Source organism: Salinibacterium sp. SWN1162 (assembly GCF_015864675.1).
Classification (GTDB): domain Bacteria; phylum Actinomycetota; class Actinomycetes; order Actinomycetales; family Microbacteriaceae; genus Rhodoglobus.
Map to the genome: position 1 here is coordinate 1,196,099 of NZ_JADYWT010000001.1, position 23,780 is coordinate 1,219,878.

A 23,780-nucleotide genomic window follows, 5' to 3' on the forward strand; every position below is an offset into this window, starting at 1 on the left:
GATCTACACATGTCCTCTGAAACCGCACCGCGGCCGAAGAGCACTACGCCGGACATCTTGACCGGCTCAGGTGCCATTCTGCGCAGTCTGGAAAAGTTGGGTGTGAAAGACGTCTTCGGCTTGCCCGGTGGCGCCATCATGCCCTTCTATGACGAACTGATGGCATCCACTGCTATTCGTCACATTTTGGTTCGTCACGAGCAGGGTGCCGGCCACGCTGCTGAAGGCTACGCCTCGTCATCCGGGAAACTCGGAGTCTGCATCGCGACCTCGGGTCCCGGCGCCACAAACCTCGTCACGGCAATCGCGGATGCCCACATGGACTCCGTGCCGCTGCTGGCGATCACCGGACAGGTCTTCTCGACCTCGATGGGAACCGACGCTTTTCAAGAGGTCGACATCTCAGGCATCACGATGCCGATCACGAAACACTCGTTCCTCGTCACGAAGCCGGAAGACATCCCGGCCACTCTGGCGGCGGCGTACCACATCGCGACAACGGGCCGTCCTGGTCCGGTGCTCGTTGACGTGACGAAGGACTGCCAGCAGGCATCCGCCCCGTTCATTTGGCCGCCCAAGGTTGACCTGCCCGGCTACCGCCCGGTTATGAAGGCGCACGGCAAGCAGGTTCAGGCCGCAGCGCAGATGCTGGCCGAGGCCGAGCGTCCCGTGTTTTACGTTGGTGGCGGCGTTGTTCGTTCCGGCGCTTCCGCTGAACTGCTCGAACTCGCGACCCTCGTGGGTGCACCCATCGTGACCACGCTGATGGCTCGCGGTGCGTTCCCCGACTCCAACGAATTGAACCTCGGGATGCCGGGAATGCACGGCTCTGTGCCCGCCGTTCTCGCGATCCAAGAGTCCGATCTCCTCATCTCGCTCGGCGCACGTTTCGACGACCGCGTTACGGGCAAGCCGAGTGAGTTTGCGCCTCTGGCCAAGGTTGTTCACGTTGACATCGACCCTGCTGAAATCGGCAAGATCCGTGCGGCTGAAGTGCCGATCGTGGGTGACGCGAAAGACGTCATCATCGACCTGACCGCGGCGTTCACCGACACGATCACCACGACAAAGCCTGACTACAGCGAGTGGTGGGAGCGCCTCAACTCGCTGCGCAACCAGTTCCCCCTCGGCTTCACCGAGCCGGATGACGGACTACTGTCGCCGCAGTACGTGATTCAGCGCATCGGTGAGGTCACCGGGCCGGAGGGTATCTTTGCCGCCGGCGTTGGCCAGCACCAGATGTGGTCCGCTCAGTTCATCAAGCACGAACGCCCCAACTCTTGGCTCAACTCGGGTGGTGCCGGAACGATGGGTTACGGCGTACCCGCCGCCATGGGCGCCAAGGTTGCCAACCCTGATCGTCCGGTGTGGGCGATTGACGGTGACGGCTGCTTCCAGATGACCAACCAGGAGCTTGCTACCTGCACGATCAACAAGATCCCGATCAAGGTCGCGATCATCAACAACTCAAGCCTCGGCATGGTTCGTCAGTGGCAGACGCTGTTCTACGACGGACGTCACTCGTTCACCGACCTCAACACCGGCCACGACACCGTCATGATCCCCGACTTCGTGAAGCTGGCTGACGCCTACGGATGCCTCGCCATCCGCGTCACGAAAAAAGAGGAAATCGACCCGGCCATCAAGCTTGCGCTCGAGACCAACGATCGCCCCGTCGTCATTGACTTCGTGGTGAGCCGTGACTCGATGGTGTGGCCGATGGTGCCGCAGGGCGTCGGAAATTCAAGCGTGCAGTATGCCCGCGACCATGCCCCCGAGTGGGAAGAGGAGTAGAGCCATGGGACACGTACTTTCCCTGCTGGTTGAAGACAAGCCAGGTCTGCTCACGCGAGTCGCTGGCCTGTTTGCACGCCGCGGCTTCAACATCCAGTCGCTGGCTGTTGGCTCGAGCGAAATCGAAGGCCTTTCGCGCATCACCGTCGTGGTGGATGTCGAAGAACTTCCCCTTGAACAGGTCACGAAACAGCTCAACAAGCTCATCAACGTGATTAAGATCGTGGAACTCGACCCAGAACAGTCGGTTACCCGCGAGCACTTGCTGATCAAAGTGCGCGTCGACAATACGACGCGCTCACAAATTCTCGAAGCGGTAAACCTGTTCCGTGCCCGTGTGGTTGATGTCGCATCCGATGCGCTCATCATCGAAACCACCGGTGATTCGGGCAAGATTCAAGCATTCCTGCGAGTGCTCGAACCTTACGGGATCAAAGAGATTGCTCAGAGCGGATTGCTGGCCATGGGCCGCGGTTCGAAGAGCATCACTGACCGAGTTTTCAAGAACTAACAGAACAATAACTAAGGAGAATCACAACTGTGACTGAGATCTTTTACGACAAAGACGCTGACCTCGCGCTCATCCAGGGCAAGAAGGTTGCCGTTATCGGCTATGGCTCACAGGGCCACGCTCACGCGCTGAACCTGCGCGACTCCGGTGTTGAGGTCAAGATTGGCCTCAAGGAGGGCTCGAAGAGCATCGCCAAAGCAACCGACGCCGGCTTCGAGGTGCTCACGAGCGCCGAAGCAGCCAAGTGGGCTGACGTTGTTGTGATCCTTGCTCCCGACCAGCACCAGCGTGGTCTCTACGCCGCCGACATCAAGGACAACCTTGTTGCGGGCGACACCCTCGTCTTCGGACACGGCTTCAACATCCGTTTCGGTTACATCGACGCTCCTTCGGACGTTGACGTCATCCTCGTAGCTCCCAAGGGACCGGGTCACACCGTTCGTCGCGAGTACGAAGCTGGCCGTGGCGTTCCCGTCATCGTTGCTGTTGAGAATGACGCCAGCGGTACCGCTTGGGACATGGCATGGTCGTACTCCAAGGCAATCGGTGGACTTCGCGCCGGTGGCATCAAGACCACGTTCACCGAAGAGACTGAGACCGACCTGTTCGGTGAGCAGGCTGTTCTCTGTGGTGGAACCTCGCAGCTCGTTCAGTACGGCTTCGAAACCCTCATCGAGGCTGGCTACCAGCCGCAGATCGCTTACTTCGAGGTACTTCACGAGCTCAAGCTCATCGTTGACCTCATGTGGGAGGGCGGCATCGCCAAGCAGCGTTGGAGCGTTTCTGACACCGCTGAGTACGGCGACTACGTTTCGGGCCCCCGCGTCATCGACCCGTCGGTCAAGGAGAACATGAAGGCTGTACTCGCAGACATCCAGTCGGGTGCCTTCGCAGAGCGCTTCATCAACGACATGGACAATGGCGGAACCGAGTTCCTCGCCCTGCGTGAAAAGGGCCAGAACCACCCCATCGAAGCTACCGGCAAGGAGCTTCGCGCTCTCTTCGCTTGGAAGCAGCAAGACTCCGACTACACCGACGGTTCAGCAGCACGCTAACTTTCGCTCGTCACACCACCGGCCGTTTCGCATTTGCGGGGCGGCCGTTGGTCGTTAAGGAGTGGCGGCAGTCGGCGCGTGGGCGCGCGCACAGTCGTGCTGGCGAGCCGCGTGCACCGTGAACTACAGCGGTGGAAGCGTTGTGCCGTGGTCGGGCCAGCGCAGGGTCGGCTCGGCCTTGGGGGCGGGGCCGGGGGTGCCGGTGCCCACCCAGATGACGGTGGCGAGCAACTGCTCCAGCCGAGATCCGACGAAGGCGGCGGCGACCAGGGGAGCGTACAACGCGCCCAGATAGGTGGAGGTCAGCACGAGATCCGCATTCTTGCCCCAGAGCGTAGCGAGCACGGCGGGCGCCGCAGCCAAGAGGAACCAGAGCGGATGCACGACAAGCCCGACCACGACCGCCGCGATTAGCGCCACAATGCCAAGCGTTAGTTGCGCGATGATGAGCCAGCCGAGCACGCCTCCGTGGTGGGCGTAGCGTTCGATGCCGACGGCTGCCCACATGACGCGGGCGCGCAACTGATGAACTCCGCTATCGACGAGCGCGACTCGAAAGGTTTCATCCGCGACGCGGCGTAGCGCCAGACGTTGGTCAGCGGGGGCAAGACGCGTCTGATGGGTGAGATGGTCGTGCAAGATGGCGGCGAGAGTTTGCTTGCCGTAGCTGGCGATGAGCCCCCACAAAAACGGGGGCACTGAGGCGAAGTCGGTGCTGTTTCCCTCGGTGGGAGGTAGGGCAGGATCGTGCGCCGGGACCTCGATCGCCAGGCCGCCAGGGCGCGGGTCGTGCCAACAAAATGACTCTGCTACCTGAAAGTCGCGGTCCAGTCGGTAGACCAGTGGCAGGCTGCGCAGCTCATTCCCGTAGTGATCCGTGAATGGCATGCTGAACTCCTCCGTTGATCATGACTCTGCAGACTAGTCTGTCGGAGTGACGACGAACGTGCAGCCCAAATTCCCCCGCTCCCGAGACTTCGCCTTTGTGGGCGGGCCGTCGAAATCACTCCGATACGTCGGGGCGTTGCGGCTCATTGCCTCGACGCTCGTGCTGGCGAGCATTGCGACCCAGGTCATCGACGAGTCGATTCACAACGACTTCGTGGCCGTGGAGTACTACAGCTACTTCACGATCCAGTCGAGCCTGATCAACATCGTGATTCTGGCGCTGAGCGGGCTGGTGGCCGTGCGCCTGCGAGCCGAATCGACCCTGCTGGGCGTGCTGCGAGCATCCGTCGTCTCCTATGCAGTTGTCACCGCCGTCGTCTACAACGTGCTGCTGCGCGGGCTGCCCGACGAGGGCTACGTGGGCATTCAATGGCCCAACGAAGTCATCCACGTGTGGGTGCCGCTGTTCTTGCTGCTCGACTGGCTGTTCTCGCCGTCACGACCGGTGTTGCGGATGCGCGACGTGCGCATTGTGGTCATCTACCCGATCGCGTGGCTGGCTTTCACGATCGTGCGCGGGCTGCTCGACGGCTGGTTTCCGTACCCCTTCTTGGAGCCGAATGGACCCGACGGCTGGGGCGGCGTGCTCGTCTACGTGCTCGGCATTGCGGCGTTCATCATCGCGATCGCGATCGGACTTATCGCGATCAGTCGGGCGAAATGGGCGCGCTGGTCGATTCGTGACCGCGTCGCTGCGTCAGACCAGTAGCTCTACCGAAGCTAGCTCGTGGGCCACTCTTCAAGAGGCGAGTACGCGAACAAGTGGCGATAGTCCGCGAGCTCGGTAATCGCGGGGGAATCGGCGGCGCGTTCGAACCGCTCCTCGGAGAATTCACCCGTGAGCGCGTCGTAATTGGTGGCCCGGTTCAGCAGCGTGGTGCCGATCTGAGCGGCGATCTTGATCGCCTCGCTTGTCACGATGGAGGCCACGACGCTCACGGCGCCGGGGAAGATTCCGTGGGTCACGTTCGTGTCCACGGTCGCTGCCTCGGGCGGCAAGGGGTACAGGTCGCGAAAGCCTGCGCCGCGGGCCGGCCACGACACTCCCGCTTGAGCGCCGAATTCGCAGGCGACGCCCCACACGAGCGGAATCCCGGTGATCTCGGCGGCATCAGCGGCCAAGTAGTGAGTCGCGTAGTTGTCGCTACCATCTACCACGAGATCGTACTCAGCGAAGAGGGCGAGAGCATTGTGCGGAGTGAGTTTCGCGTCAATCGCAATGATGGTGGTGGCGGGGCTGAGATCAGCGACGCGTTCAACGGCCGACACGACCTTCTTGTGGCCGACATCCAGCAGACGATGGATGTGTTGGCGGTGCAGATTGCTGAGCTCAACGCGGTCGTCGTCAATGACCCCAACGGTGCCGACACCGGCAGCGGCAAGCGACGGAATGACCGTGCTGCCGACGCCACCCGCGCCGATCACGAGCACGCGTGAGCGCGCCAAATTCTTTTGCGCCGCGTCGCCGAAGTTGGTTAGAGCGAGTTGGCGGCTAAACCGCTGATCCATGACCTGATTGTTCCACCGCGAGGGTGAGATTCGGGTGAGAACTCGACCCGCCGGCGCTGTTTAGCCGCGAACTGGGGGTTCTGGGAGCGTGCACGCTGGGAACTAGCCCAGCGGCAGGGAACTCGACGGCAAGAAGTTGAGATTCACACCGTCGCCCTGCAGTACCAGGCTGCCGCCGGTGGGGATGGCTGTCGTCGTCACGGCCAGAGCGGCAAAGTAGCGTTCGTCGAATTCCATCAGCGCGGTCTCGTCACACGCCCGCTCAGTCGATACGAGTTCGTCCAAGCGGAAACTCTGCGGTTCGCCCGTGAGGGGTGCGCTGTAGTTATTGCAGGCCCCAGCCCCCATGATCTCGTCATCGGTGATCATGACGGTGACCTCGGCGGTCGTGGTGAGATCGCCAGTGCTATCGGTGCCTTCGGCATAGATCCAGGTGCCGCCGATGCCGTCAACGGGCATGGAATCGCCGGGGGTCTGTTCTTCGCCGAGACCCGGACCGCTGTCGAGCGGCGGTTCATCAGAACCAGCCGAAGTTGCCGGACCAGCACAAGCGGCCAGGGCGAGCACGCTGACGGCGAGTAGCGGCGTAAGTTTCGCGAACATTGAGTTCTTGATCATTGTTTCCTCCTACCTAGGTAGACGAAGAGGTGGCCCATTTCGTTGGGCGGCGTCGGCAACTTTTAGACCGCGGCGAGCGGGACGATTAGAGCGCAGCGAGCAGAACGAGCACGATCAGCACCAGCTGCCCGAAGTAGCGTGGCCAGAACGGCAGGGCTGCCTTGCCGAAGCGATCCGGATGCTCGGCCGCGTAGGCATTGGCCGGGAACACGGCAATCAGAAACACGGTGAGCGCAATCGCGGTCACAAAGCGAGTCGGTTCCCACAGCAATCCCAGACCGCCAGCGATTTCACAGAGTCCGGTAATCGTCACGAGAGCCGCCGGGGAGGGCAGGCGGGAGTGGCGCAACACGGGTGGGATCATCGCCCGCATCGTGCGGGCAGGAGCGGCCACAAAGTGGCTCACGCCTGCCGCGATGAACGCGAGCGCGAGAGCGATTCGCAACGCCCACTGGGCGATCTGTACGGCATCCGTCATGGGTCTATCGTCGCACTGCGCTGTCACATGGCAACGCGGGCGTCCCGTCGCCGCTAAAGTTGCAGTAGTTGTCTACTCCAGCAGCCTTCGTTGTGTTAGCGCGAAGTCCCCGCGAATTGAAGGATCAGATCTGTGGCTAAGCCGATCGTCGTGATCGCCGAAGAACTTTCCCCCGCAACAGTCGACGCTCTCGGGCCCGACTTTGAGATTCGAAACGTAGACGGTACTGACCGTGACGCGTTGAAGTCTGCGCTCTCGGATGCGCAGGCCGTTCTCATCCGCTCTGCGACCCAAATGGATGCCGATGCTCTCGCGGCCGCGCCTGGCCTGAAGGTCATTGCTCGCGCCGGTGTCGGCCTCGACAACGTGGACATCAAGGCGGCTACCGCTGCCGGTGTCATGGTCGTGAATGCTCCTACCTCCAACATCATCTCGGCTGCGGAGCTGACCGTCGGGCACATTCTGAGCCTCGCACGTCACATTCCGGCCGCCTCCAGCGCACTCGCGCAGGGGCAGTGGAAGCGCTCGCAGTATTCCGGTACCGAACTCTTTGAGAAGACGATCGGCATCATCGGCCTCGGCCGTATCGGTGGTCTCATCACCGAGCGGATGCAGGCCTTCGGCACGAGCATCATCGCCTACGACCCCTACGTCACGGCCGCTCGCGCGCAGCAGATGGGCGTCACGCTCGTCTCGCTCGATGAGCTGCTCGAGCGTTCGGACTTCATCACCATTCACATGCCGAAGACGCCCGAAACCACGGGAATGATTTCGACCGAGCAGTTTGCTCGTATGAAGTCGAGCGCGTACATCGTCAACGTTGCCCGTGGTGGCCTCGTCGACGAAGACGCTCTCTATACGGCCCTCAAGTCGCGTCGCATTGCCGGCGCCGGCCTCGACGTGTTCGTGAGCGAGCCGCCCACAGGGTCGCCGCTTCTCGATCTCGAGAACACCATCGTCACGCCTCACCTCGGTGCTTCGACCGCTGAAGCACAGGAGAAGGCTGGCGTTTCGGTAGCCAAGTCTGTCCGTCTTGCTCTCGGTGGCGAGCTCGTGCCCGACGCCGTGAACGTTGCGGGTGGAGTCATTCACCAGACGGTGCGCCCCGGCATCCCGCTCATGGAAAAGCTCGGCCAGGTCTTCTCGGGTCTCTCCGACAGCCCCGTCACCAACGTCGACATCGAGGTTCGCGGCGAGATCGTCGAACACGATGTCAACGTGCTCAAGCTTGCTGCGCTCAAGGGAATCTTCACGAACGTGGTGTCGGAGACGGTCAGCTACGTCAACGCTCCTCTGCTCGCTGACCAGCGTGGCCTCACGGTTCGTCTGATTACGGATGCCGTGAGCGCCGAATACCGCAACCTGCTGACCATCCGTGGTTCGCTTGCTGACGGCTCGCAGGTTTCTGTTTCGGGAACCCTGGTCGGCAACAAGCAGCTCGAGAAGATCGTCGAGATCAACGGCTACGACATCGAGGTTCCGCTCGCGGATCACCTGATCGTCATGATGTACGAAGACCGCACCGGAATCGTTGCCGTCTTCGGTAAAGAATTCGGCGACGCCAACATCAACATTGCTGGCATGCAGATCGCGCGTGAAAGCGAAGGCGGCAACGCCCTCTCCGTGCTCACGGTCGACTCGCAGGCGTCCGTTGATGTGCTCGCGACCGTAGGGGAGCGTATCGACGCTCGCTACGTGCACGCGATCGACATCGTCGACGCTTAGTCATTCCGTTCGCACCATCTCGGTGTGAGCAACACGAAAGGCGCGCCCCGAGTAATCGGGACGCGCCTTTCGTGCGTTGAACGATGCGGTTGTTAGAAAGTTTCGTCTGATCGCGTCGAGGTGCGACGCTCGCTGACGGAGCCATTCGCTCCGTCGGTGCCGTTGTGCACGGTGGTGACTGAGGTGCGATTGCGCAGCGTCAGCACGAGACCGATGATGAACGTGACGACTCCGGCGCCCATCAGGATGTAGCCGATGAGGTCAAGGTTGACTCCTTCGACTTGGAAATCGAGCGCGAAGGTAAGAATCGCGCCGATGACGACTAGGACAATTCCGGTTCCAATACTCATGCGCCCAACTTTAGCGCCTCTGATTCAGCCCGCAATCAGGCAACGTTCAGGAATGCCGGGGCTGCCCTGCATCCGGGATTCAAAAGCCACTACCTCGACGCCGCAACCAGCCCCGCAGCGGTACTGTATTTACATGCCTTCTCAGATCAAGCTTGCAGTCATTCCCGGTGATGGAATTGGGCCCGAAGTTGTGGCCGAAGCCCTCAAGGTCCTGAAGGCAACAGGGGTGGATGTCGCCCCCACCGAGTTCCCCTTTGGCGCCGCGCATTACCTGGAGTCGGGCACCATTCTCGAAGACTCCGACATCGCAGAGCTCGCCAAGTACGACGCGATCCTGCTGGGTGCAGTCGGGGGAGACCCGCGCGACCCTCGTCTCACCGGCGGCATCATCGAGCGGGGTCTGCTGCTCAAGCTGCGGTTTGCGCTCGATCACCACGTGAACCTGCGCCCCACCACCATCTTCCCCGGCGTTACCTCGCCGTTGGCCAACCCGGGTGCCGTCGACTTCGTGGTCGTGCGCGAAGGTACCGAAGGCCCCTACGTGGGCAACGGCGGACGCATCCGCACCGGTACACCGCACGAGATCGCCACCGAGGTCTCGATCAACACAGCGTTCGGTGTCGAGCGCGTTGTGCGCTTCGCATTCGCTCACGCGATGGAGCGCGACCGCAAGAAGGTCACGCTCGTGCACAAGACCAACGTGCTCGTTCACGCGGGCGGTTTGTGGCAGACGACGGTCGACCGGGTGGCGGCAGAGTTCCCCAAGGTCGAAGTCGATTACATGCATGTTGATGCGGCGACTATTTATCTCGTCACAAATCCGAGTAGATTTGACGTTATCGTCACTGACAACCTTTTCGGTGACATCCTCACAGACCTCGCAGCAGCCATCAGCGGCGGCATTGGTTTGGCCGCCTCCGGCAACTTGAACCCGAGCGGGGAATTCCCCTCCATGTTCGAGCCGGTTCATGGCTCAGCGCCCGACATTGCGGGCAAACAACTCGCTGACCCCACGGCGGCAATCCTGTCGATTGCATTGCTGCTCTCACAGTCCGGTCACACGGATGCCGCGGCCAAGGTCACGGCGGCCGTGCAGGCCGATCTCGGCGCCCGTGGCGACACCGCACGGTCCACGTCTGAAATCGGCAGTGCAATTGCCGACGCTGTAGCGCAGAATTAACCCACAGCCGCCACGGCTGTACGTCACTAAGGACATTTGATGAAGAATCTTTTGGCTGATCGCCCCCTGTCGTTCCTCGTGAAGAAGAACCAGGAACCCTGCTCCGTGGAGGAGCGCGACGCGATTCTGGAGAACCCCGGTTTTGGTGTGAAATTCACCGACCACATGGTCGACATCTGCTGGTCGGAGCAGGGTGGCTGGCACCGCCCCCGCGTGCAGCCGTATGGCCCGATCGCGCTCGACCCGGCTGCTGCCGTGCTGCACTACGGCCAAGAAATCTTTGAAGGCCTCAAGGCCTTCCGTCACGAAGACGGCTCGATCTGGTGCTTCCGCCCCGAAGCCAACGGTGCTCGCCTACAGCGTTCGGCTCGCCGCATGGCGCTTCCCGAGCTGCCCGTGAACGAGTTTGTGAACTCGCTCAAGCAGCTCGTTGCCGTCGACGGCGACTGGGTGCCGAGTGCTCCCGAGACGAGCCTCTACCTGCGCCCCTTCATGTTTGCGAAAGAGGCCTTCCTCGGCGTGCGCGCAGCCAAGAAGGTTAACTACTACGTCATCGCCAGCCCCGCCGGCCCCTACTTTTCGGGCGGCGTCGCGCCGGTCTCGATTTGGGTCTCCACGAACTACACGCGTGCCGGCAAGGGTGGAACGGGTGCGGCCAAGACGGGCGGCAACTATGCTTCGTCGCTCATCGCGCAGCAAGAGGCAGCCGAGCAGGGCTGTGCTCAGGTGCTGTTCTTGGATGCCGAAGAGGGCAAGTACATCGAAGAGCTCGGTGGTATGAATGTGGTTCTCGTCAAGAAAGACGGCACCCTCGTTACCCCGCAGTCGGAGTCGATTCTTGAGGGCATCACACGCGACTCCGTTCTGCAGCTTGCCGAAGACCGCGGCCACAAGGTTGAGCGTCGCCGCGTCACTCTCGACGAGTGGCGTGAGGGTGTGGAGTCCGGCGATATCACCGAGGTATTCGCGTGCGGCACCGCAGCGGTGATCACCCCGATTGCTCTGCTCAAGGGTGATGGTTTTGAGATCGGGTCGGCGGATGCTCCCGCCGGCGAACTGACGATGTCGCTGCGCGAAGAGCTCACCGACATCCAATATGGCCGTCGCGAAGACACGCACGGCTGGATGATGAGGCTCGACGCATGAAGGTAGCTCGTTTCAGCGCTGGCACAGGAGCCCGCTACGGAATCATTGACGGCGACGAGATAGTCGTTCTGACCGGTGACCCGATGTTCAACGGCTTTGAGACCACCGACGAGCGTTTGCCGCTCTCGGACATCAAGCTCTTGGCGCCGGTCATCCCGCGCTCGAAGGTCGTGGCGTTCGGTCGTAACTATGCCGAGCATGCCAAGGAGCTCGGCAACGAGGTTCCGGATGCTCCCATGATGTTCATCAAGCCGAACACGTCTGTCGTGGGCCCCGGCGATGCCATCATGCTGCCACCGCAGTCCGAAGAAGTCGCGTTCGAGGGGGAACTTGCCGTGATCATCGGCAGTATCGCCAAGAACGTGGCCGAGGCCGACTTCGCGAGCGTCATCTTCGGCTACACGATTGCCAACGACGTCACCGCTCGCGACCTTCAAAAGAAGGATGGCCAGTGGTCACGCGCCAAGGGCTTCGACACGTTCTGCCCGCTCGGCCCCGTAATCGAAACCGAGTTCGAAGTGGGTTCGCAGAGCATCCGCACCACGGTGAATGGTGACCTCAAGCAAGACGGCACTGTTGACCAGATGATCCATTCGGTGGCAGCGCAAGTGGCGTACGCTTCGGCGGCGTTCACGCTGTTGCCCGGCGACATCATCCTCACGGGTACGCCTGCTGGGGTTGGTCCGATCGTGAACGGCGACACCGTCGACATCACGATCGAGGGCATCGGCACACTGAGCAACCCGGTTCGTTCTATCGCCAAGTAGGCGTCGCCGCAGAATCGCCCGCAATGGGCGGTTCTGCGGCTTAGAATAGTGGCAATGTCTGCGCCATTTTCTACTGCAACCGCTTCCGACGTTCGCGTTCGGTTTTGTCCGTCACCTACCGGTACGCCCCACGTTGGGCTGATCCGTACTGCCCTGTTTAACTGGGCGTATGCGCGCCACATGGGCGGCAAGATGGTGTTCCGTATTGAAGATACGGATGCTGCTCGCGATAGCGAAGAGAGCTATTTGCAGCTTCTCGACGCGATGAGCTGGTTGGGTCTTGACTGGGACGAAGGCGTGGAGACGGGTGGCCCGCATGCGCCGTACCGTCAGTCGCAGCGCACCGACATTTACCTTGAGGTCATCGAGAAGCTGAAGGCTTCTGATCACCTCTACGAATCTTTTGCGACGGGTGAAGAGATCGAGGCCCGCAACGTGGCTAACGGTCGCGACCCCAAGCAGGGCTACGACAACTTCGAGCGCGACCTCACTGCTGAGCAGATCGCGGCGTACAAAGAAGAGGGTCGTCTGCCGGCGCTGCGGTTGCGCGTTCCGGACTCCGACTTGAGCTTTGACGACCTGGTGCGGGGCGACATCACGTTCCCCGCTGGTTCGTTCTCTGACTTCGTGGTGGTTCGCCCGAACGGTGCTCCGCTGTACACGTTCGTGAACCCGGTGGATGACGCGCTCATGGGCATCACGCACGTGCTGCGCGGTGAAGACCTGCTCTCGAGCACTCCGCGCCAGATTGCCCTCTACACGGCCCTCATCGAAATCGGCCTTACGGATGCGATCCCGCGCTTCGGCCACCTTCCTTACGTGATGGGCGAGGGCAACAAGAAGCTCTCCAAGCGTGACCCGGAGGCGAGCCTCTTCCACCACCGTGACCGCGGGTTCATCCCCGAGGGTCTCCTCAACTACCTGTCGCTTCTTGGCTGGTCGCTTGCGCCCGACCGCGACGTGTTCTCGGCGGATGAGATGATTGCGGCGTTCGACGTGGAGAATGTCACGCCGAGCCCGGCCCGTTTCGACGTGAAGAAGGCGGAGTCACTGAATGGCGACCACATCCGTCTGCTCTCGGCAGAAGAGTTTGCGGGCCGACTGGTGCCGTACCTCGTGGCTGCTGACGTGATTTCGGCGGAGCCGACGGAGGCTGAGCTCGCGACGCTGACAGCTGCCGCACCGCTCGTGCAGGAGCGCATGCAGTTGCTGGGCGATGCGCCGGCGCTGTTGCAGTTCTTGTTCACTCCGGATGCTGAGCTCACGGTTGACGCCGATGCCATGCCGAAGGCCGAGGGCCCCGAAGTTCTGGATGCGTCCATTGCGGTGCTCACGGATCTTGACGCGTGGACGCACGATGCAATCGAAGCGGCCCTGCGCGCCGAACTTATTGACGTGAAGGAAATGAAGCCGCGTCTTGCGTTCGGTCCGTTGCGCAGTGCGATCGCTGGTCGCCGCATCAGCCCGCCGCTGTTCGAATCGATGGAGCTGCTGGGCAAAGAGTCCACGCTGGTTCGCCTGAAGGCGTTGCGCGCCCTGCTATGAGTGAGCAGTTCGACTGGGATGTTGTCATTGTCGGCGGCGGACCGGCCGGACTCAGCGCTGCCCTGAACTTGGCGCGGGCACGTCGACGCACTCTCGTGCTCGACAGCAATCGCCCCCGCAACTCGGCGACGTTCCACTCTCACGGCTTTTTGAGCCGCGATGGTATTTCTCCTCTCGAGCTTCGCAAGATGGGCCGGCAGGAGCTGGAGCAGTATCCGAACGTCTCGTTCGAGCGCACGATTGTGGAGAGCATTGAGCCGCTCGGTGCTGTTGGCGGGCCGGATGCCGCTGGCGCTGCCGACGATGGAGCTGTCGACGGCGCTTCGGCGACCGTTGGCGCGGGCTTCACCGTCACACATCGCGGGGGAGCGGTCACGACCCGCACTGTGCTCATCGCGACGGGGTTGCGCGAAGTGTTGCCGAAGTTGCCGCTGCTGCGCGCGTTCTATGGCACGAGCATCCACTCGTGCATGGAATGCGACGGTTACGAGTATGCGGACAAGCCGATCGCGCTCATCGGGCACACCGATGACCTGGCGGAGCGGGCGCTGCTGCTCTCGCAGTGGAGCCGCGATCTGATTGTCTTCACGCAGGGCGTTGGGCACGTGAGCGACGCCGACGAGGCGATGCTCGCGGAGCGCGGCATCCGAGTGGATCGTCGTGAAGTGGCGGATGTCGCGGGCGACCGTGATGGCCTCACCGGCGTTGTGCTTGCCGACGGCGAGACGATCGCGCGCGAGGCCGCGTTTGTGCGCCCCGACTATGAAACCGCGCTCGACTATGCGGCAGGCTTGCAACTCGCGCTCGACCCGGAGGGCCTGATCGTCGTGGACGCTGCCGGCCGCACCAGCACGGCGGGAGCCTATGCGATTGGTGACGCCACCCCGCCCGGCCCCCAGCAGCTGATCGTTGCCGCCGGCGACGGTGCCGAGGTTGCCGCGATCATCAATCGCGACTTGCTCTAGAACTCACCTCGTGGCGCGGCCTCGCGTCTTCAGCATGGTGACGAGGCACGCGGCAAACATCACCGCGGTGATGGGGGCCCAGACTGCTCGTTCAACGGCGCTGGGAGTGATGAGGTTCAGGATGACGCCCACGCCCGCGTAAGCGGTGGTGAACCAGGCGAGCACGGTGATGAGCCGCCGTGGGGCGAGCCTGAGAGGGCCGCGTTCGGTGCGGGCGAGGATCGCTGCCGCCATCACGAGAACGAGCGCGCTAGAGACGCCGGCAAAGATGCGACTCTGAGCGGGGAGCGTGCCTTTGTTTGCCCCGCCTTGCGTGTATTCGCCGAGGGGTGCTCCGACAACGACAGCGAGTTGGAAGAGCGCGACGAGCGTGAAAAGCACGGCGGCGATGGTGGCGCCGATGCGCGCGGCGCGGGGGAAGGGGCTGGTGATCTTATTCATCGGGCGGACTCCTTGTGGTCAGCGAGTTGAGCACGAAGCTCATCGAGCCAGGTGATCTCTGCGCGTGCGTGGGCTCGTCCTGATTCGAGCGTGGCAAATTGCAGGCGGATGGCGAGACTGGCTTTCGAGAGTTTCGGGGGCGCGCTCGCTGCGAGAGCGTCGAGGGTGGTGAGGAGCTCGACGGCAGCGGAGCGACGTTGATCGAGCAGCTCGATCACGCCCGCAGTGCCGAGTGAGGCGGCGAAGAATAGCCGCAGGAGAAAAGGTTCGCGGGAGGTGTCGGGTTCGAGCGGTGAGGCCAGCCACGTCTCCAATGCCGCTCGCCCCGGTTCGAGAATCGAGTAGAGGCGGCGGTCGGGGCGAGACGCTTGCTCGACGGTGGTGCTTTCAACGAGTCCGTCGGCTTCGGCGCGGTGGAGGGTGCGATAGAGCTGCGACTGATCGGCCGGCCAGAAGTGTGCGGCAGTCGTCGAGAACGCTTTGCCGAGTTCGTAGCCCGTCATGGGCTGAATCGCGACGAAACCGAGCACGGCATGGAGTAGTGACATACCCCGAATATAGGACAAGTCCTATATGGCGTCAAGGAGTGAACCACAACCCTCTAAAGATGCGCTAAAGTAGTAAATCGGTTCGGCTGCGGCTGAATCCTGTGGGGTATGGTGTAATTGGCAACACGGAAGATTCTGATTCTTTTGTTCTTGGTTCGAGTCCAGGTACCCCAGCAAAACAACTAGGGAGCAACTCCCGCTCAGCCCGGCTCACGCCGGGCTTTTTCTTTGCCGGCGCGCCTCGGGTCTAGTTAGGGCCTTTTCGCGGACTGGCTTTAGCGTGCTGACTGGCGTAGCTAGCGCCGCATTGCGGCCACGAGTGCAGAATTGCGCTCTTCGAGCAGCCTCTGCATGTAGCGCCTCAGGAACAGCTTCTCGACGAGGCGCCCGAGCGGCCCGAAGGGAGCCGCGAAGGTGAGGCGATCCTGCATGTGGGTGCTGCCGTCGACCTCGGTGAAGAGGTGCTCGTGGTGGTAGGCGGCGAAAGGGCCGCGCACTTGTTCATCCGCAAAGCTGTGCGGAGCATCCACGTCAAAAATGCGCACCGTCAGGCGCAGCGGTAGGCCGAAGTGGCGGGCCTGCCAGGTGACGACGTCGCCCTCAACGAAGTGGCCCGTGGTCGGGCCCGCAACGACCTTTTCGCGGTGGTGCGTCATCGAATCGAGGTGCAGATTGACGCTCAGCGACAGCGCGCACACCTCAGCGATCGGGGCATCGAACACCGTGTTGAGCACGATCAGCTGCGTCATAGATTGAGCATACGTTCTGCCTGCCTGAGTCGACCTGCCCTATTCGCAGGCGACTCCGTCTCCATCGCGGTCGAGCCGCGGTGTTTCGTATCCGGGCTGGCCGGCATAGAGCGGTGCTGCCCCGGCGGCCCGCACGGCCGTGCAGTTGGCGTAGTACGCAGAGGCCGGTGCTGGAGCTGGTGCCGGAGCGGGCGCAGGCGCGGGCGCAGGCGCAGGCGCAGCGACAACCGGCTCGGGCTCGGGCTCGGGAGCCGGAGCAGGTGCCGGAGCAAACGACGAGGTAAGCGCGCGCTGGTCGGGGCACGATTCGAGTATCCGCTCGATCGCATCGTGCTCAGCCGTCGTCACCCACAGCCCGTAGGTAGCTTTGACCGAAACTTGGGCGGCGACGTAGTTGCAGCGAAAGCTCTTATTTGACGGCAACCAGGTTGCTGCATCGCCAGCACCCTTCTGAGCGTTCGATTTGCCGTCGACTGCCAGCAGGTTGATGGGATCATTCGCCAGCGTGATTCGTTGCTCTTGCGTCAATTGCTGGGCGCCAGTTTGCCACGCGTTGGAGAGCGACACCACGTGATCGATCTGAACTAACGCTGACGTCGTATTTCCTCGGAGAAAATCGATCGACGCATTGGTGAAGGGCGAGACGAGCGTGCCGGTGAGAACCTTGCAGGATCCGCTCTTGGTGAGAGCACTCAAGTCCCTTGCCAAGATGTCGTTTCGAGTGTCGCAGCCGTTGCGATCAACGTCTAACCACGCCGCACCGAACTTAGCTGTTCGGGCGTACCCGGTCTTCGGTGCTTTGCCCTTGATCGGCAGGGTGGCCAATAGTGCTAAAGCCGTCGTATCGGTGAACGAGGTGTCGAGAATGCTTACGGCGGCATCGGATGCTGGCGCAGTTGCTTTGTCGGGATCGGCGGGAGCATCCACGCTGAAAGTAGCGCTCGGGCTTGCAGTTCGCGTCGCGGACGGGGTCGGCGACGGCGATGGAGCGGCGGTTTCGGTGACTTGTTCCGCATTCGCGACCACGTCGACCGGAGCGTTGCCGGCGCCAACCGTGCCGCCAACGATGGTGGCGAAGAGGCTCGCCGCGATGACGATTGCACCTGCTTTTCGCGAAGGCACTGACGCCCAGGAGCGACGGCCACTAATCAGCACGTAAAGGCCCGTGAATAGTCCGAAGAATGCCGCGAGAACCAATACGGCCGCGACGCCAGCGGAGACGAGGGTTAGGTAGGCGAACAGAACCAGAAAGGCGCCGACGATCCACGTGCTCAGCGTCGGCTTGAACCACTCCGGCGCGCGGTGTGGGACCGGTGCATCCTTGGGGGCGAATTTGTTGCTCCACTGGGTGCCATCCCACCAGCGATTCTTACCCGAACCGTCGTCGTACCAGCCCGCTGGTGCCTGAGGTGCTTTGGGCGGTTGATTGATGAGTAGGCGCAGCCACGACATGTGATCCTCCGGTGTCGTCCTAACTTTCTCAGAAGCGATAGATGTTCATCAGCCCCATAACGGGGCTCGGCCTCTGGCCTTCTCCAGCGCACGCTTTCCCAACGGCAGTCATGCCACCCACTGAGGCTCGAAATTTCTAGTCGGCAGTACAAACGGCACAACGAAAAGCCGCCCACTCCCAGTAACCAGCTGGAGGGTGGGCGGCTTCTTTTCGCTCGCGAGTGTGTCGGCGACTGTTCGGGTCTAGCGTCGCGGACTACTCGGGTCTAGAGGGGCTTGCGGTATCGCAGCAGTTTGCCGATGAGCTTCTGCAGCACTGGGTAGAGCAACACGATGATCGTGAGAATCATCAGCGCGGCGCTCATCGGGCGGGTTAAGAACTGCGTAAGGTCCCACTCTGTCTTGATGACGCTCTGCATGAAGTTCTTTTCCACAATCGGTCCCAGAACCAACCCGAGCACGACCGGGGCGAGCGGGAACTTCGCTTGCTCCAGCAGGTAGCCGAGGATGCCGAAGATCAGCATGATGAGGACTTCGAGCAGACCGTTGTTGATTGAGAACGAGCCGACAACACAGAACGCCACGATGATGGGCATCAGCACCGAACCGGGCACCCGCAACAGCATGCCGCTGCTGCGAATGGCCAAATACCCCAGCGGGAGCATCAGGATATTTGCGGCAATGAACACGATGAAGATCGAATACAGCAACGGAGCCTGCGAGTCGAACAGCGATGGTCCCGGCTGAATGCCCTTGACGAGCAGTACTCCCAGCAGGATCGCCGTGATCGTGTCACCGGGAATACCAAATACCAGTGTTGGAATATACGCCGAACCGACTCCGGCATTATTGGCCGAACTCGCGCCCACAATGGGTTGGATGTGGCCCTTCCCGCTGCCGAAATCCTCACCTTCTTTAGACCCATTCTTGGTAACCGCGTAGGCAACCCACGCGGCGATGTCGCCACCGGCGCCCGGGAGGGTGCCGATCGCACTGCCGATTACGTTGCCGCCAAACGCCGTTTTCTTGTACTTGAATACGGTGCTCACTGCGTTGCGCAGCAACCCTTTCGACTCGATGCGAATCGGAAGAGTCTTTTCAGGCGGGTTGATTACATTGCGAAGCACTTGCGACAACCCAAACAGGCCGATCATTGCCGGGATGAAGTTGATGCCACCCAGCAGGTCGCTGCTGCCGAACGTGAAGCGCGGGAATCCCACCGAGATATCGAGACCGATCGTCGAAACGAAAAGCCCGATAAGTAGTGCGATGGTGCCCTTCACTTGAGAGCCACGAGAAATGATGACCGCGGCGGTCAGGCCGAGGATGGCCACCCAGAAGTATTCGTACGACGTAAACAGCAGCGCCACTTTTGCCAACTGCGGAGCGGCAAAGATGAGCACCAGACCGCCGAAGATTCCACCGCTCGCCGACGCAATCAGTCCGACCCCAAGAGCCAGGGCTCCGCGGCCGTTCTGAGTGAGGCGGTAGGAATCTTCTACATAGGCGGCGCTGGCCGGGGTGCCCGGCATCCGCACCAGAGCCGACGGGATGTCGCCCGCGAAGATGGCCATCACCGACATCGTGATAATGGATGCGATCGCCGGCAGAGGGTCGAGGAAGAAAGCGAACGGCACGAGGAGGGCGGCAGCCAGTGTGGCGGTAAGGCCAGGGATGGAGCCGATGAAGATGCCGTAGACGCCGGCAGCCAGTACGACGAGCAGTAGCTCCCAGCTCGCGACCATGTTGAGGGCTTGATTCAGATTGTCGATCATCGTCTAACCCCAGAATCCGAGTGGAAGCGGCACCAGCAGCACCTTGTTGAAGATCAACCACACGCCGACCGTTGCGAGAACGCCAGCGACAATCGCAACCCACCACTTAGCACCGAGGCGCAGCATGAGGCCGACCATGATCACGATCATTGTCGTGAGAAAGCCCAAGAATTCGACAGCGAGCAGGTAGAAGATGATCGAGCCAATGACGAGACCAGCGTTGATCCAGCCGCGCCAGTAGACACGGTGCGGAGCGGGAGTGGTAGCCGGCGCGGATGCCGCAGCACCGCTGTCTACGCCCGCGGGGGAGTGCACGCGAGCGGCTTTGCGGGCCTTGAGCCACCGCCCCAGAAGCAGCACACCCATGAGAACCATGAGTCCGCCGATGATGCCGGGGAAGAGGGACGGGCCCAGCTCTCCGCTGGGCAACGTGGGGTAGTCGCGAACGGTAAAGAGAATGGCGGAGCCGAAAAGAACTACGATCACGCCACTGGCGAGATCGTAGCTCTTCTCGGAATTCTCCACCGACTCCTCTACCTCCGGAGCGGTGTCGAAGGTCATCCGGTCAGTCCTGCTGCTTCCATGATCGTTCCCTTGGCTTCATCCTCATTGACGATGAACTCAGTAAACGCGGCGGTGTCCTTGCCGTCAACACCGAAACCAGCGGTGGTCATGAACTCGACGTATTCGTCGCTCGCCACGATGTCCGCAACCTGGCACTCGAGCTCAGCAACGATGTCTTCGTCCATTCCGGCGGGGCCGGAGACGCCGCGCCATGAACCCATGGAGAAGTCGATGCCGACCTCCTTGAGGGTGGGAACGTCGGGGTAGTTCGGGTCGCGCTCTTCGCCCATGATGGCGAGCGGGCGTGCTTCGCCGGCGCCAATCATCGTGGCGTTCTCGGCGAGGCTGGCGAACGTGACATCGATTCCGCCAGCAGCAAGCTCCTGAAGGGCAGGCGCAGAGCCAGCACTCGGTACCCAGCGGATGTCGTTGACGCCCATGCCGGCTTCGAGGAGCATTCCGGCGCGAGCCAGATCCCAGATGCCGCCAATGGCGGTTCCGGAACCGACAATCTCACCCGGGTTGGCGCGAGCATCGTCGAGAAGCTCTTCGATCGTCTCCCACGGTGCATCAGCAGCGACCGTGATGCCCGAAGGATCAGAGTTGACCTGGGCGATGGGAGTGATGTCTTCGTAGGCGAGATCAGTGAGACCCTGCCAGTGCATCATGGTGATTTCTACCGTGGTCATACCGATAACGGAGCCGTCAGCTTTGCCGTTGGCTATGGCAGTGTGGCCGATAACGCCGCCGCCACCGTCACGGTTGACGACGTTGACCTGGGTACCGAGTCGGTCAGCCAACTGGATGCCGACGAAGCGAGAAACGCTGTCGGTGCCTCCACCGGCAGCCCAGGGAACGATGAATTCGATCGCACCGCTGGGGTAGGTCGAGGAGAAGTCGCAGGAATCGCCTGAACTGCCAGCGGCAGAGTCCGTAGACGAATCGGATCCAGACGCGCAACCGCTGAGTACGAGGCCTGCAGAAACTGCAAGCGCGAGTCCGGAAATCCTCACGCGACGGGACGGCTTGTGCAAGAGCCCGCTAGAGGAGATTTTTGACATCGACATTGATATCCAACCAATCATTGTTGTTAATTCACGTTCATGCTTGTGAACGCCGAAGATATCACAATTGTTCGGGCGCTGTCTTTAGGGCGGCGAAAACTTTCTGAAATCGAGTTGCTCCGAGAGTGCCGCGTCGAGTTCACATCTGTAAACTCCGGGGTATGCAACACCAGACAACGGCGTCACCCGCCCACTCCGTCAAGTCGGCCGATCGCGCGTTAGCCATCGTCGATCTTGTCGCCGCCAAGGGCTACGTGAGTTTCATTGAGATCGTGACGGCACTCGGTCTGCCGCGGTCGAGCGCGCATGGCTTACTCAACACTCTGCACTCGGCGGGCTGGCTCGAACACGACCCGTCGACTCGGCAGTATTCGCTCGGCTTGAGGGCCTGGCATGTGGGTCAGTTGTACACGGGCCACAATCAGATCGCGAACGCGGCGAGGCCCGTTCTCGATGAGCTGGCGTCCCGGCTGGGGGAGACCGTTCAGCTGGCTCGCCTGGATGGTTCGGCGAACGCTTACTTCGCAATCAGCCAGCATTCTGTTGAAGGGATGCGGTTTGGGTCCTCGGTCGGGATGCGGCTGCCGGCGCACGCCACGGCACCCGGAAACGCGCTGCTGAGTAATCTCGATGCTGCCGATGTCAAGCGCCGGTTGGACGACTCGCCCTCGCCGCTTTTGGTGAATAAGGCTCCGGTTGAAGCATCCGCGCTGCGGGAGCGGGTCGCCGAAGTAAAGCTGCGGGGGTACGCGCTGGACAACCAGGCCTACCTCGCGGGTTCCCGGAGCGTTGCAGTGCCGCTCACGAGCGCTACCGGCGGAATCAATACCGCGATCTCGATCACGATGTCCGCTTCTCGAACAAGCGATGTGTGGCCCACGGATGTGCTGCGAGCGTTGGTGGCAGCAGCGAGCGAGATACGGCTGCGGCTCGGCGCACGCGAGCCCGGGATTGTCGTTCCCGATTTGGGATGATCCCTCTGCGCTAACCTTCGCGGTCGCTTGATATCTTGGTATACCAGTATGGTTAACCCTGATGTCGGCCTAATGGAGGGTTTTGAGAATGCACACCAATTCAGCGAATCACAGCGAAATCGATGAGCAACCGGCGGCGCATCTCGCCCCGCTCAGCCCCGAAGCGACTCTCGCGCTTAGCCGGGTGAGCACCGCGACGATCACCACCCAGCTCATGTCTCGCGGCTTGCGGAACACCTACCTCGAAGGCCTCGAGTTCTCGAACCCTGCCCGCCAGCGTTTACTCGGTGAAGCGTTCACCATGCGCTGCATCCCGGCACGAGAAGACATTGACGTGCCCTCCATCTTTCGGGACTACGACCACCCGCAGCGCATCGGCGTCGAGTCGGTGGCACCCGGGCAGGTGCTCGTCATCGACGCCAGGGGCAAGAAGCGTGCGGCATCCATTGGACACATTCTCGCCACCCGCTTGAAAATGCGAGGAGCGAGCGGCATCGTCAGCGACGGCTCATTTCGCGACATGGTCGGCTTCGAAGAACTTGACCTACCCACGTTTTCCGCGGGAGCATCGCCCACCACGAACCTGGCCCAGCACCACGTCGTGGACTTTCAGATCCCGATCGCGTGTGCCGAAGTGGCGATCTACCCCGGTGACATCATGGTGGGCGATCGCGACGGAGTGGTCTGCATCCCGCGTCACCTCGCTGAATCCGTAGCGCGCGACGCTCTTGAGCAAGAAGAGCTCGAAGAGTTCATTCTGTCGAAGGTCGAAGAGGGCAGCCCGTTGCGCGGGACCTATCCGCCCAACGACGAGCTACTCAAGAGCTACAGCGAACTTCTCCCCAACTGATCGTGAACTGGCTACAGCCCGAGTTCGCGCTTCGTCACGCGCTCGATGGACGCACCAATGTGTTCCGCCATCAGCCGCGCGGCCGTCGTGGCATCGCCCGTGCTCGCCGCGGCGTAGATTGCCTCATGCTCGCTGGCTTCAATCTCGCGTCTGGGCCAGTTCTCCCAGAGCACTCCGGCCACGGCCAGCGCCGTGAGGTCTTGCAAACGGTCGAGCGAATTGACGATGAACTCGTTCTCGCTGTTGGCGTACATTCCGCGGTGAAAACGACGGTTGGCCAAAGCGGTAGCGGCGTTGTCGTTCGCGGCGGCGAAGATGCGAGCGTCGGCCAGCGCCTGGCCGGCGACAGTGAACTCACGGCCGCTTCGGGCAGCATCCATGATGGCCCACGGTTCGAGCAAGACACGCTCTTCATAAATATGGCGGATGTCGGTGAACCCCAGTCGGCGGACCGAAATGCGGCGGGCCTGGACATCCAGCAGTCCCGATCGCTCGAGAACAATAAGCGCTTCACGCACGGGAGTTTTCGAGACGCCCAGTTGCTCAGCGATCTTGCGCTCGACGAGAACCTGCCCCGGTTCCAACGCACCAGAAACGATGGCCGAACGCAGTGCATCGATGATCTGATCCGTGCGCGTGGGAGTGTCCGCTTGCGGCGGCAGCGGGGACGGAAAAGTGGCGTCGAGCGACTGGGTCATGGAGGTCAGCCTAAACGACCACACGCGCCGCGTGGCAAATGTGAGACCAGACCGGCCGCGTCATCCGCCCACCA

Annotated in this window: 25 protein-coding genes and 1 tRNA gene; 13 read left to right on the forward strand and 13 right to left on the reverse strand. The window is 61.8% G+C overall.

Going from position 1 to position 23,780, the window contains the following annotated elements:
- Positions 1-9: 9 nt before the first annotated feature.
- Genes I6E58_RS05590 through ilvC form a run of 3 tightly spaced genes read left to right on the forward strand, consistent with a single transcriptional unit; the run spans position 10 to position 3,360 of the window.
- On the forward strand, positions 10-1,794 hold the full coding sequence (locus I6E58_RS05590; RefSeq protein ID WP_197131256.1) for an acetolactate synthase large subunit: 1,785 nt from the start codon (positions 10-12) through the stop codon (positions 1,792-1,794).
- Between the two features lie 4 nt (positions 1,795-1,798).
- Positions 1,799-2,305, forward strand: coding sequence for an acetolactate synthase small subunit (gene ilvN / locus I6E58_RS05595; protein ID WP_129071895.1), 507 nt, complete (start codon positions 1,799-1,801; stop codon positions 2,303-2,305).
- Between the two features lie 29 nt (positions 2,306-2,334).
- Positions 2,335-3,360, forward strand: a complete 1,026-nt coding sequence (gene ilvC, locus I6E58_RS05600) for a ketol-acid reductoisomerase (RefSeq protein ID WP_197131259.1) — start codon at positions 2,335-2,337, stop codon at positions 3,358-3,360.
- Positions 3,361-3,483: 123 nt separating this feature from the next.
- On the opposite strand, the gene I6E58_RS05605 is transcribed toward ilvC, so the two are convergent.
- On the reverse strand, positions 3,484-4,248 hold the full coding sequence (locus I6E58_RS05605; RefSeq protein ID WP_197131263.1) for a DUF1353 domain-containing protein: 765 nt from the start codon (positions 4,246-4,248) through the stop codon (positions 3,484-3,486).
- A gap of 46 nt (positions 4,249-4,294) precedes the next feature.
- Here I6E58_RS05605 and I6E58_RS05610 point away from each other — a divergent pair, with 46 nt between their 5' ends.
- Positions 4,295-5,017, forward strand: coding sequence for a Pr6Pr family membrane protein (locus I6E58_RS05610; protein WP_197131266.1), 723 nt, complete (start codon positions 4,295-4,297; stop codon positions 5,015-5,017).
- A gap of 11 nt (positions 5,018-5,028) precedes the next feature.
- Here the strand turns inward: I6E58_RS05610 and I6E58_RS05615 are convergent, their stop codons facing one another.
- The 3 genes from I6E58_RS05615 to I6E58_RS05625 form a co-directional block, all read right to left on the reverse strand.
- The gene (locus I6E58_RS05615) at positions 5,029-5,817 is read right to left on the reverse strand and encodes a HesA/MoeB/ThiF family protein (protein ID WP_197131268.1); all 789 of its coding nucleotides are present in this window, start codon (positions 5,815-5,817) and stop codon (positions 5,029-5,031) included.
- Positions 5,818-5,919: 102 nt separating this feature from the next.
- The gene (locus tag I6E58_RS05620) at positions 5,920-6,435 is read right to left on the reverse strand and encodes an META domain-containing protein (protein WP_197131270.1); all 516 of its coding nucleotides are present in this window, start codon (positions 6,433-6,435) and stop codon (positions 5,920-5,922) included.
- A gap of 85 nt (positions 6,436-6,520) precedes the next feature.
- Positions 6,521-6,913 (reverse strand): DoxX family membrane protein, encoded by a 393-nt coding sequence (locus I6E58_RS05625; protein ID WP_197131272.1) that lies wholly within the window; start codon positions 6,911-6,913, stop codon positions 6,521-6,523.
- Between the two features lie 132 nt (positions 6,914-7,045).
- Between I6E58_RS05625 and serA the strand changes: the two genes are divergently transcribed.
- On the forward strand, positions 7,046-8,638 hold the full coding sequence (gene serA / locus I6E58_RS05630) for a phosphoglycerate dehydrogenase (RefSeq protein WP_197131274.1): 1,593 nt from the start codon (positions 7,046-7,048) through the stop codon (positions 8,636-8,638).
- A gap of 92 nt (positions 8,639-8,730) precedes the next feature.
- On the opposite strand, the gene I6E58_RS05635 is transcribed toward serA, so the two are convergent.
- Positions 8,731-8,988, reverse strand: coding sequence for a DUF6458 family protein (locus I6E58_RS05635; protein WP_129071887.1), 258 nt, complete (start codon positions 8,986-8,988; stop codon positions 8,731-8,733).
- Between the two features lie 133 nt (positions 8,989-9,121).
- Here I6E58_RS05635 and I6E58_RS05640 point away from each other — a divergent pair, with 133 nt between their 5' ends.
- Genes I6E58_RS05640 through I6E58_RS05660 form a run of 5 tightly spaced genes read left to right on the forward strand, consistent with a single transcriptional unit; the run spans position 9,122 to position 14,591 of the window.
- Positions 9,122-10,168, forward strand: a complete 1,047-nt coding sequence (locus tag I6E58_RS05640; protein ID WP_197131276.1) for a 3-isopropylmalate dehydrogenase — start codon at positions 9,122-9,124, stop codon at positions 10,166-10,168.
- 39 nt (positions 10,169-10,207) lie between these two features.
- Positions 10,208-11,314 (forward strand): branched-chain amino acid aminotransferase, encoded by a 1,107-nt coding sequence (locus I6E58_RS05645; protein WP_197131278.1) that lies wholly within the window; start codon positions 10,208-10,210, stop codon positions 11,312-11,314.
- Positions 11,311-12,081 (forward strand): fumarylacetoacetate hydrolase family protein, encoded by a 771-nt coding sequence (locus I6E58_RS05650; RefSeq protein WP_197131280.1) that lies wholly within the window; start codon positions 11,311-11,313, stop codon positions 12,079-12,081. The genes I6E58_RS05645 and I6E58_RS05650 overlap by 4 nt, the downstream gene beginning before the upstream one ends.
- Before the next feature lie 54 nt (positions 12,082-12,135).
- A complete protein-coding gene (gltX, locus tag I6E58_RS05655; RefSeq protein WP_197131283.1) occupies positions 12,136-13,626 on the forward strand; it encodes a glutamate--tRNA ligase in 1,491 nt (496 codons plus the stop codon).
- Positions 13,623-14,591, forward strand: a complete 969-nt coding sequence (locus tag I6E58_RS05660; RefSeq protein WP_197131286.1) for an NAD(P)/FAD-dependent oxidoreductase — start codon at positions 13,623-13,625, stop codon at positions 14,589-14,591. Before gltX ends, I6E58_RS05660 begins: the two co-directional genes overlap by 4 nt.
- A 3-nt stretch (positions 14,592-14,594) precedes the next feature.
- Here I6E58_RS05660 and I6E58_RS05665 read toward each other — a convergent pair whose 3' ends face one another.
- Both I6E58_RS05665 and I6E58_RS05670 read right to left on the reverse strand, forming a co-directional pair.
- Positions 14,595-15,032: a hypothetical protein gene (locus I6E58_RS05665; RefSeq protein ID WP_197131289.1), complete on the reverse strand. Its 438-nt coding sequence runs from the start codon at positions 15,030-15,032 to the stop codon at positions 14,595-14,597.
- A complete protein-coding gene (locus I6E58_RS05670; RefSeq protein ID WP_197131292.1) occupies positions 15,029-15,580 on the reverse strand; it encodes a PadR family transcriptional regulator in 552 nt (183 codons plus the stop codon). The genes I6E58_RS05665 and I6E58_RS05670 overlap by 4 nt, the downstream gene beginning before the upstream one ends.
- A gap of 102 nt (positions 15,581-15,682) precedes the next feature.
- Here I6E58_RS05670 and I6E58_RS05675 point away from each other — a divergent pair.
- Positions 15,683-15,754, forward strand: a tRNA-Gln gene (locus I6E58_RS05675).
- Positions 15,755-15,876: 122 nt separating this feature from the next.
- On the opposite strand, the gene I6E58_RS05680 is transcribed toward I6E58_RS05675, so the two are convergent.
- The 5 genes from I6E58_RS05680 to I6E58_RS05700 form a co-directional block, all read right to left on the reverse strand.
- A complete protein-coding gene (locus I6E58_RS05680; protein ID WP_197131295.1) occupies positions 15,877-16,329 on the reverse strand; it encodes an SRPBCC family protein in 453 nt (150 codons plus the stop codon).
- Positions 16,330-16,368: 39 nt separating this feature from the next.
- Complete coding sequence (locus I6E58_RS05685) at positions 16,369-17,781, reverse strand: excalibur calcium-binding domain-containing protein (protein ID WP_197131298.1); 1,413 nt, start codon at positions 17,779-17,781, stop codon at positions 16,369-16,371.
- A gap of 266 nt (positions 17,782-18,047) precedes the next feature.
- Complete coding sequence (locus I6E58_RS05690; protein WP_197131301.1) at positions 18,048-19,556, reverse strand: tripartite tricarboxylate transporter permease; 1,509 nt, start codon at positions 19,554-19,556, stop codon at positions 18,048-18,050.
- Positions 19,557-19,559: 3 nt separating this feature from the next.
- Positions 19,560-20,117: a tripartite tricarboxylate transporter TctB family protein gene (locus I6E58_RS05695; protein ID WP_197131304.1), complete on the reverse strand. Its 558-nt coding sequence runs from the start codon at positions 20,115-20,117 to the stop codon at positions 19,560-19,562.
- Entirely contained in the window at positions 20,114-21,187 is a 1,074-nt protein-coding gene (locus I6E58_RS05700) for a tripartite tricarboxylate transporter substrate binding protein (RefSeq protein WP_197131307.1), read from the reverse strand. The genes I6E58_RS05695 and I6E58_RS05700 overlap by 4 nt, the downstream gene beginning before the upstream one ends.
- A gap of 158 nt (positions 21,188-21,345) precedes the next feature.
- Between I6E58_RS05700 and I6E58_RS05705 the strand changes: the two genes are divergently transcribed.
- Positions 21,346-22,158 carry an IclR family transcriptional regulator gene (locus I6E58_RS05705; protein ID WP_197131310.1) on the forward strand — a complete coding sequence of 271 codons (813 nt, stop codon included), beginning with the start codon at positions 21,346-21,348 and terminating at the stop codon, positions 22,156-22,158.
- Positions 22,159-22,246: 88 nt separating this feature from the next.
- Entirely contained in the window at positions 22,247-23,008 is a 762-nt protein-coding gene (locus tag I6E58_RS05710; RefSeq protein WP_197131313.1) for a ribonuclease activity regulator RraA, read from the forward strand.
- An 11-nt stretch (positions 23,009-23,019) separates the two neighbouring features.
- Here the strand turns inward: I6E58_RS05710 and I6E58_RS05715 are convergent, their stop codons facing one another.
- Positions 23,020-23,706, reverse strand: coding sequence for a GntR family transcriptional regulator (locus I6E58_RS05715; RefSeq protein ID WP_197131316.1), 687 nt, complete (start codon positions 23,704-23,706; stop codon positions 23,020-23,022).
- Positions 23,707-23,780: the final 74 nt, after the last annotated feature.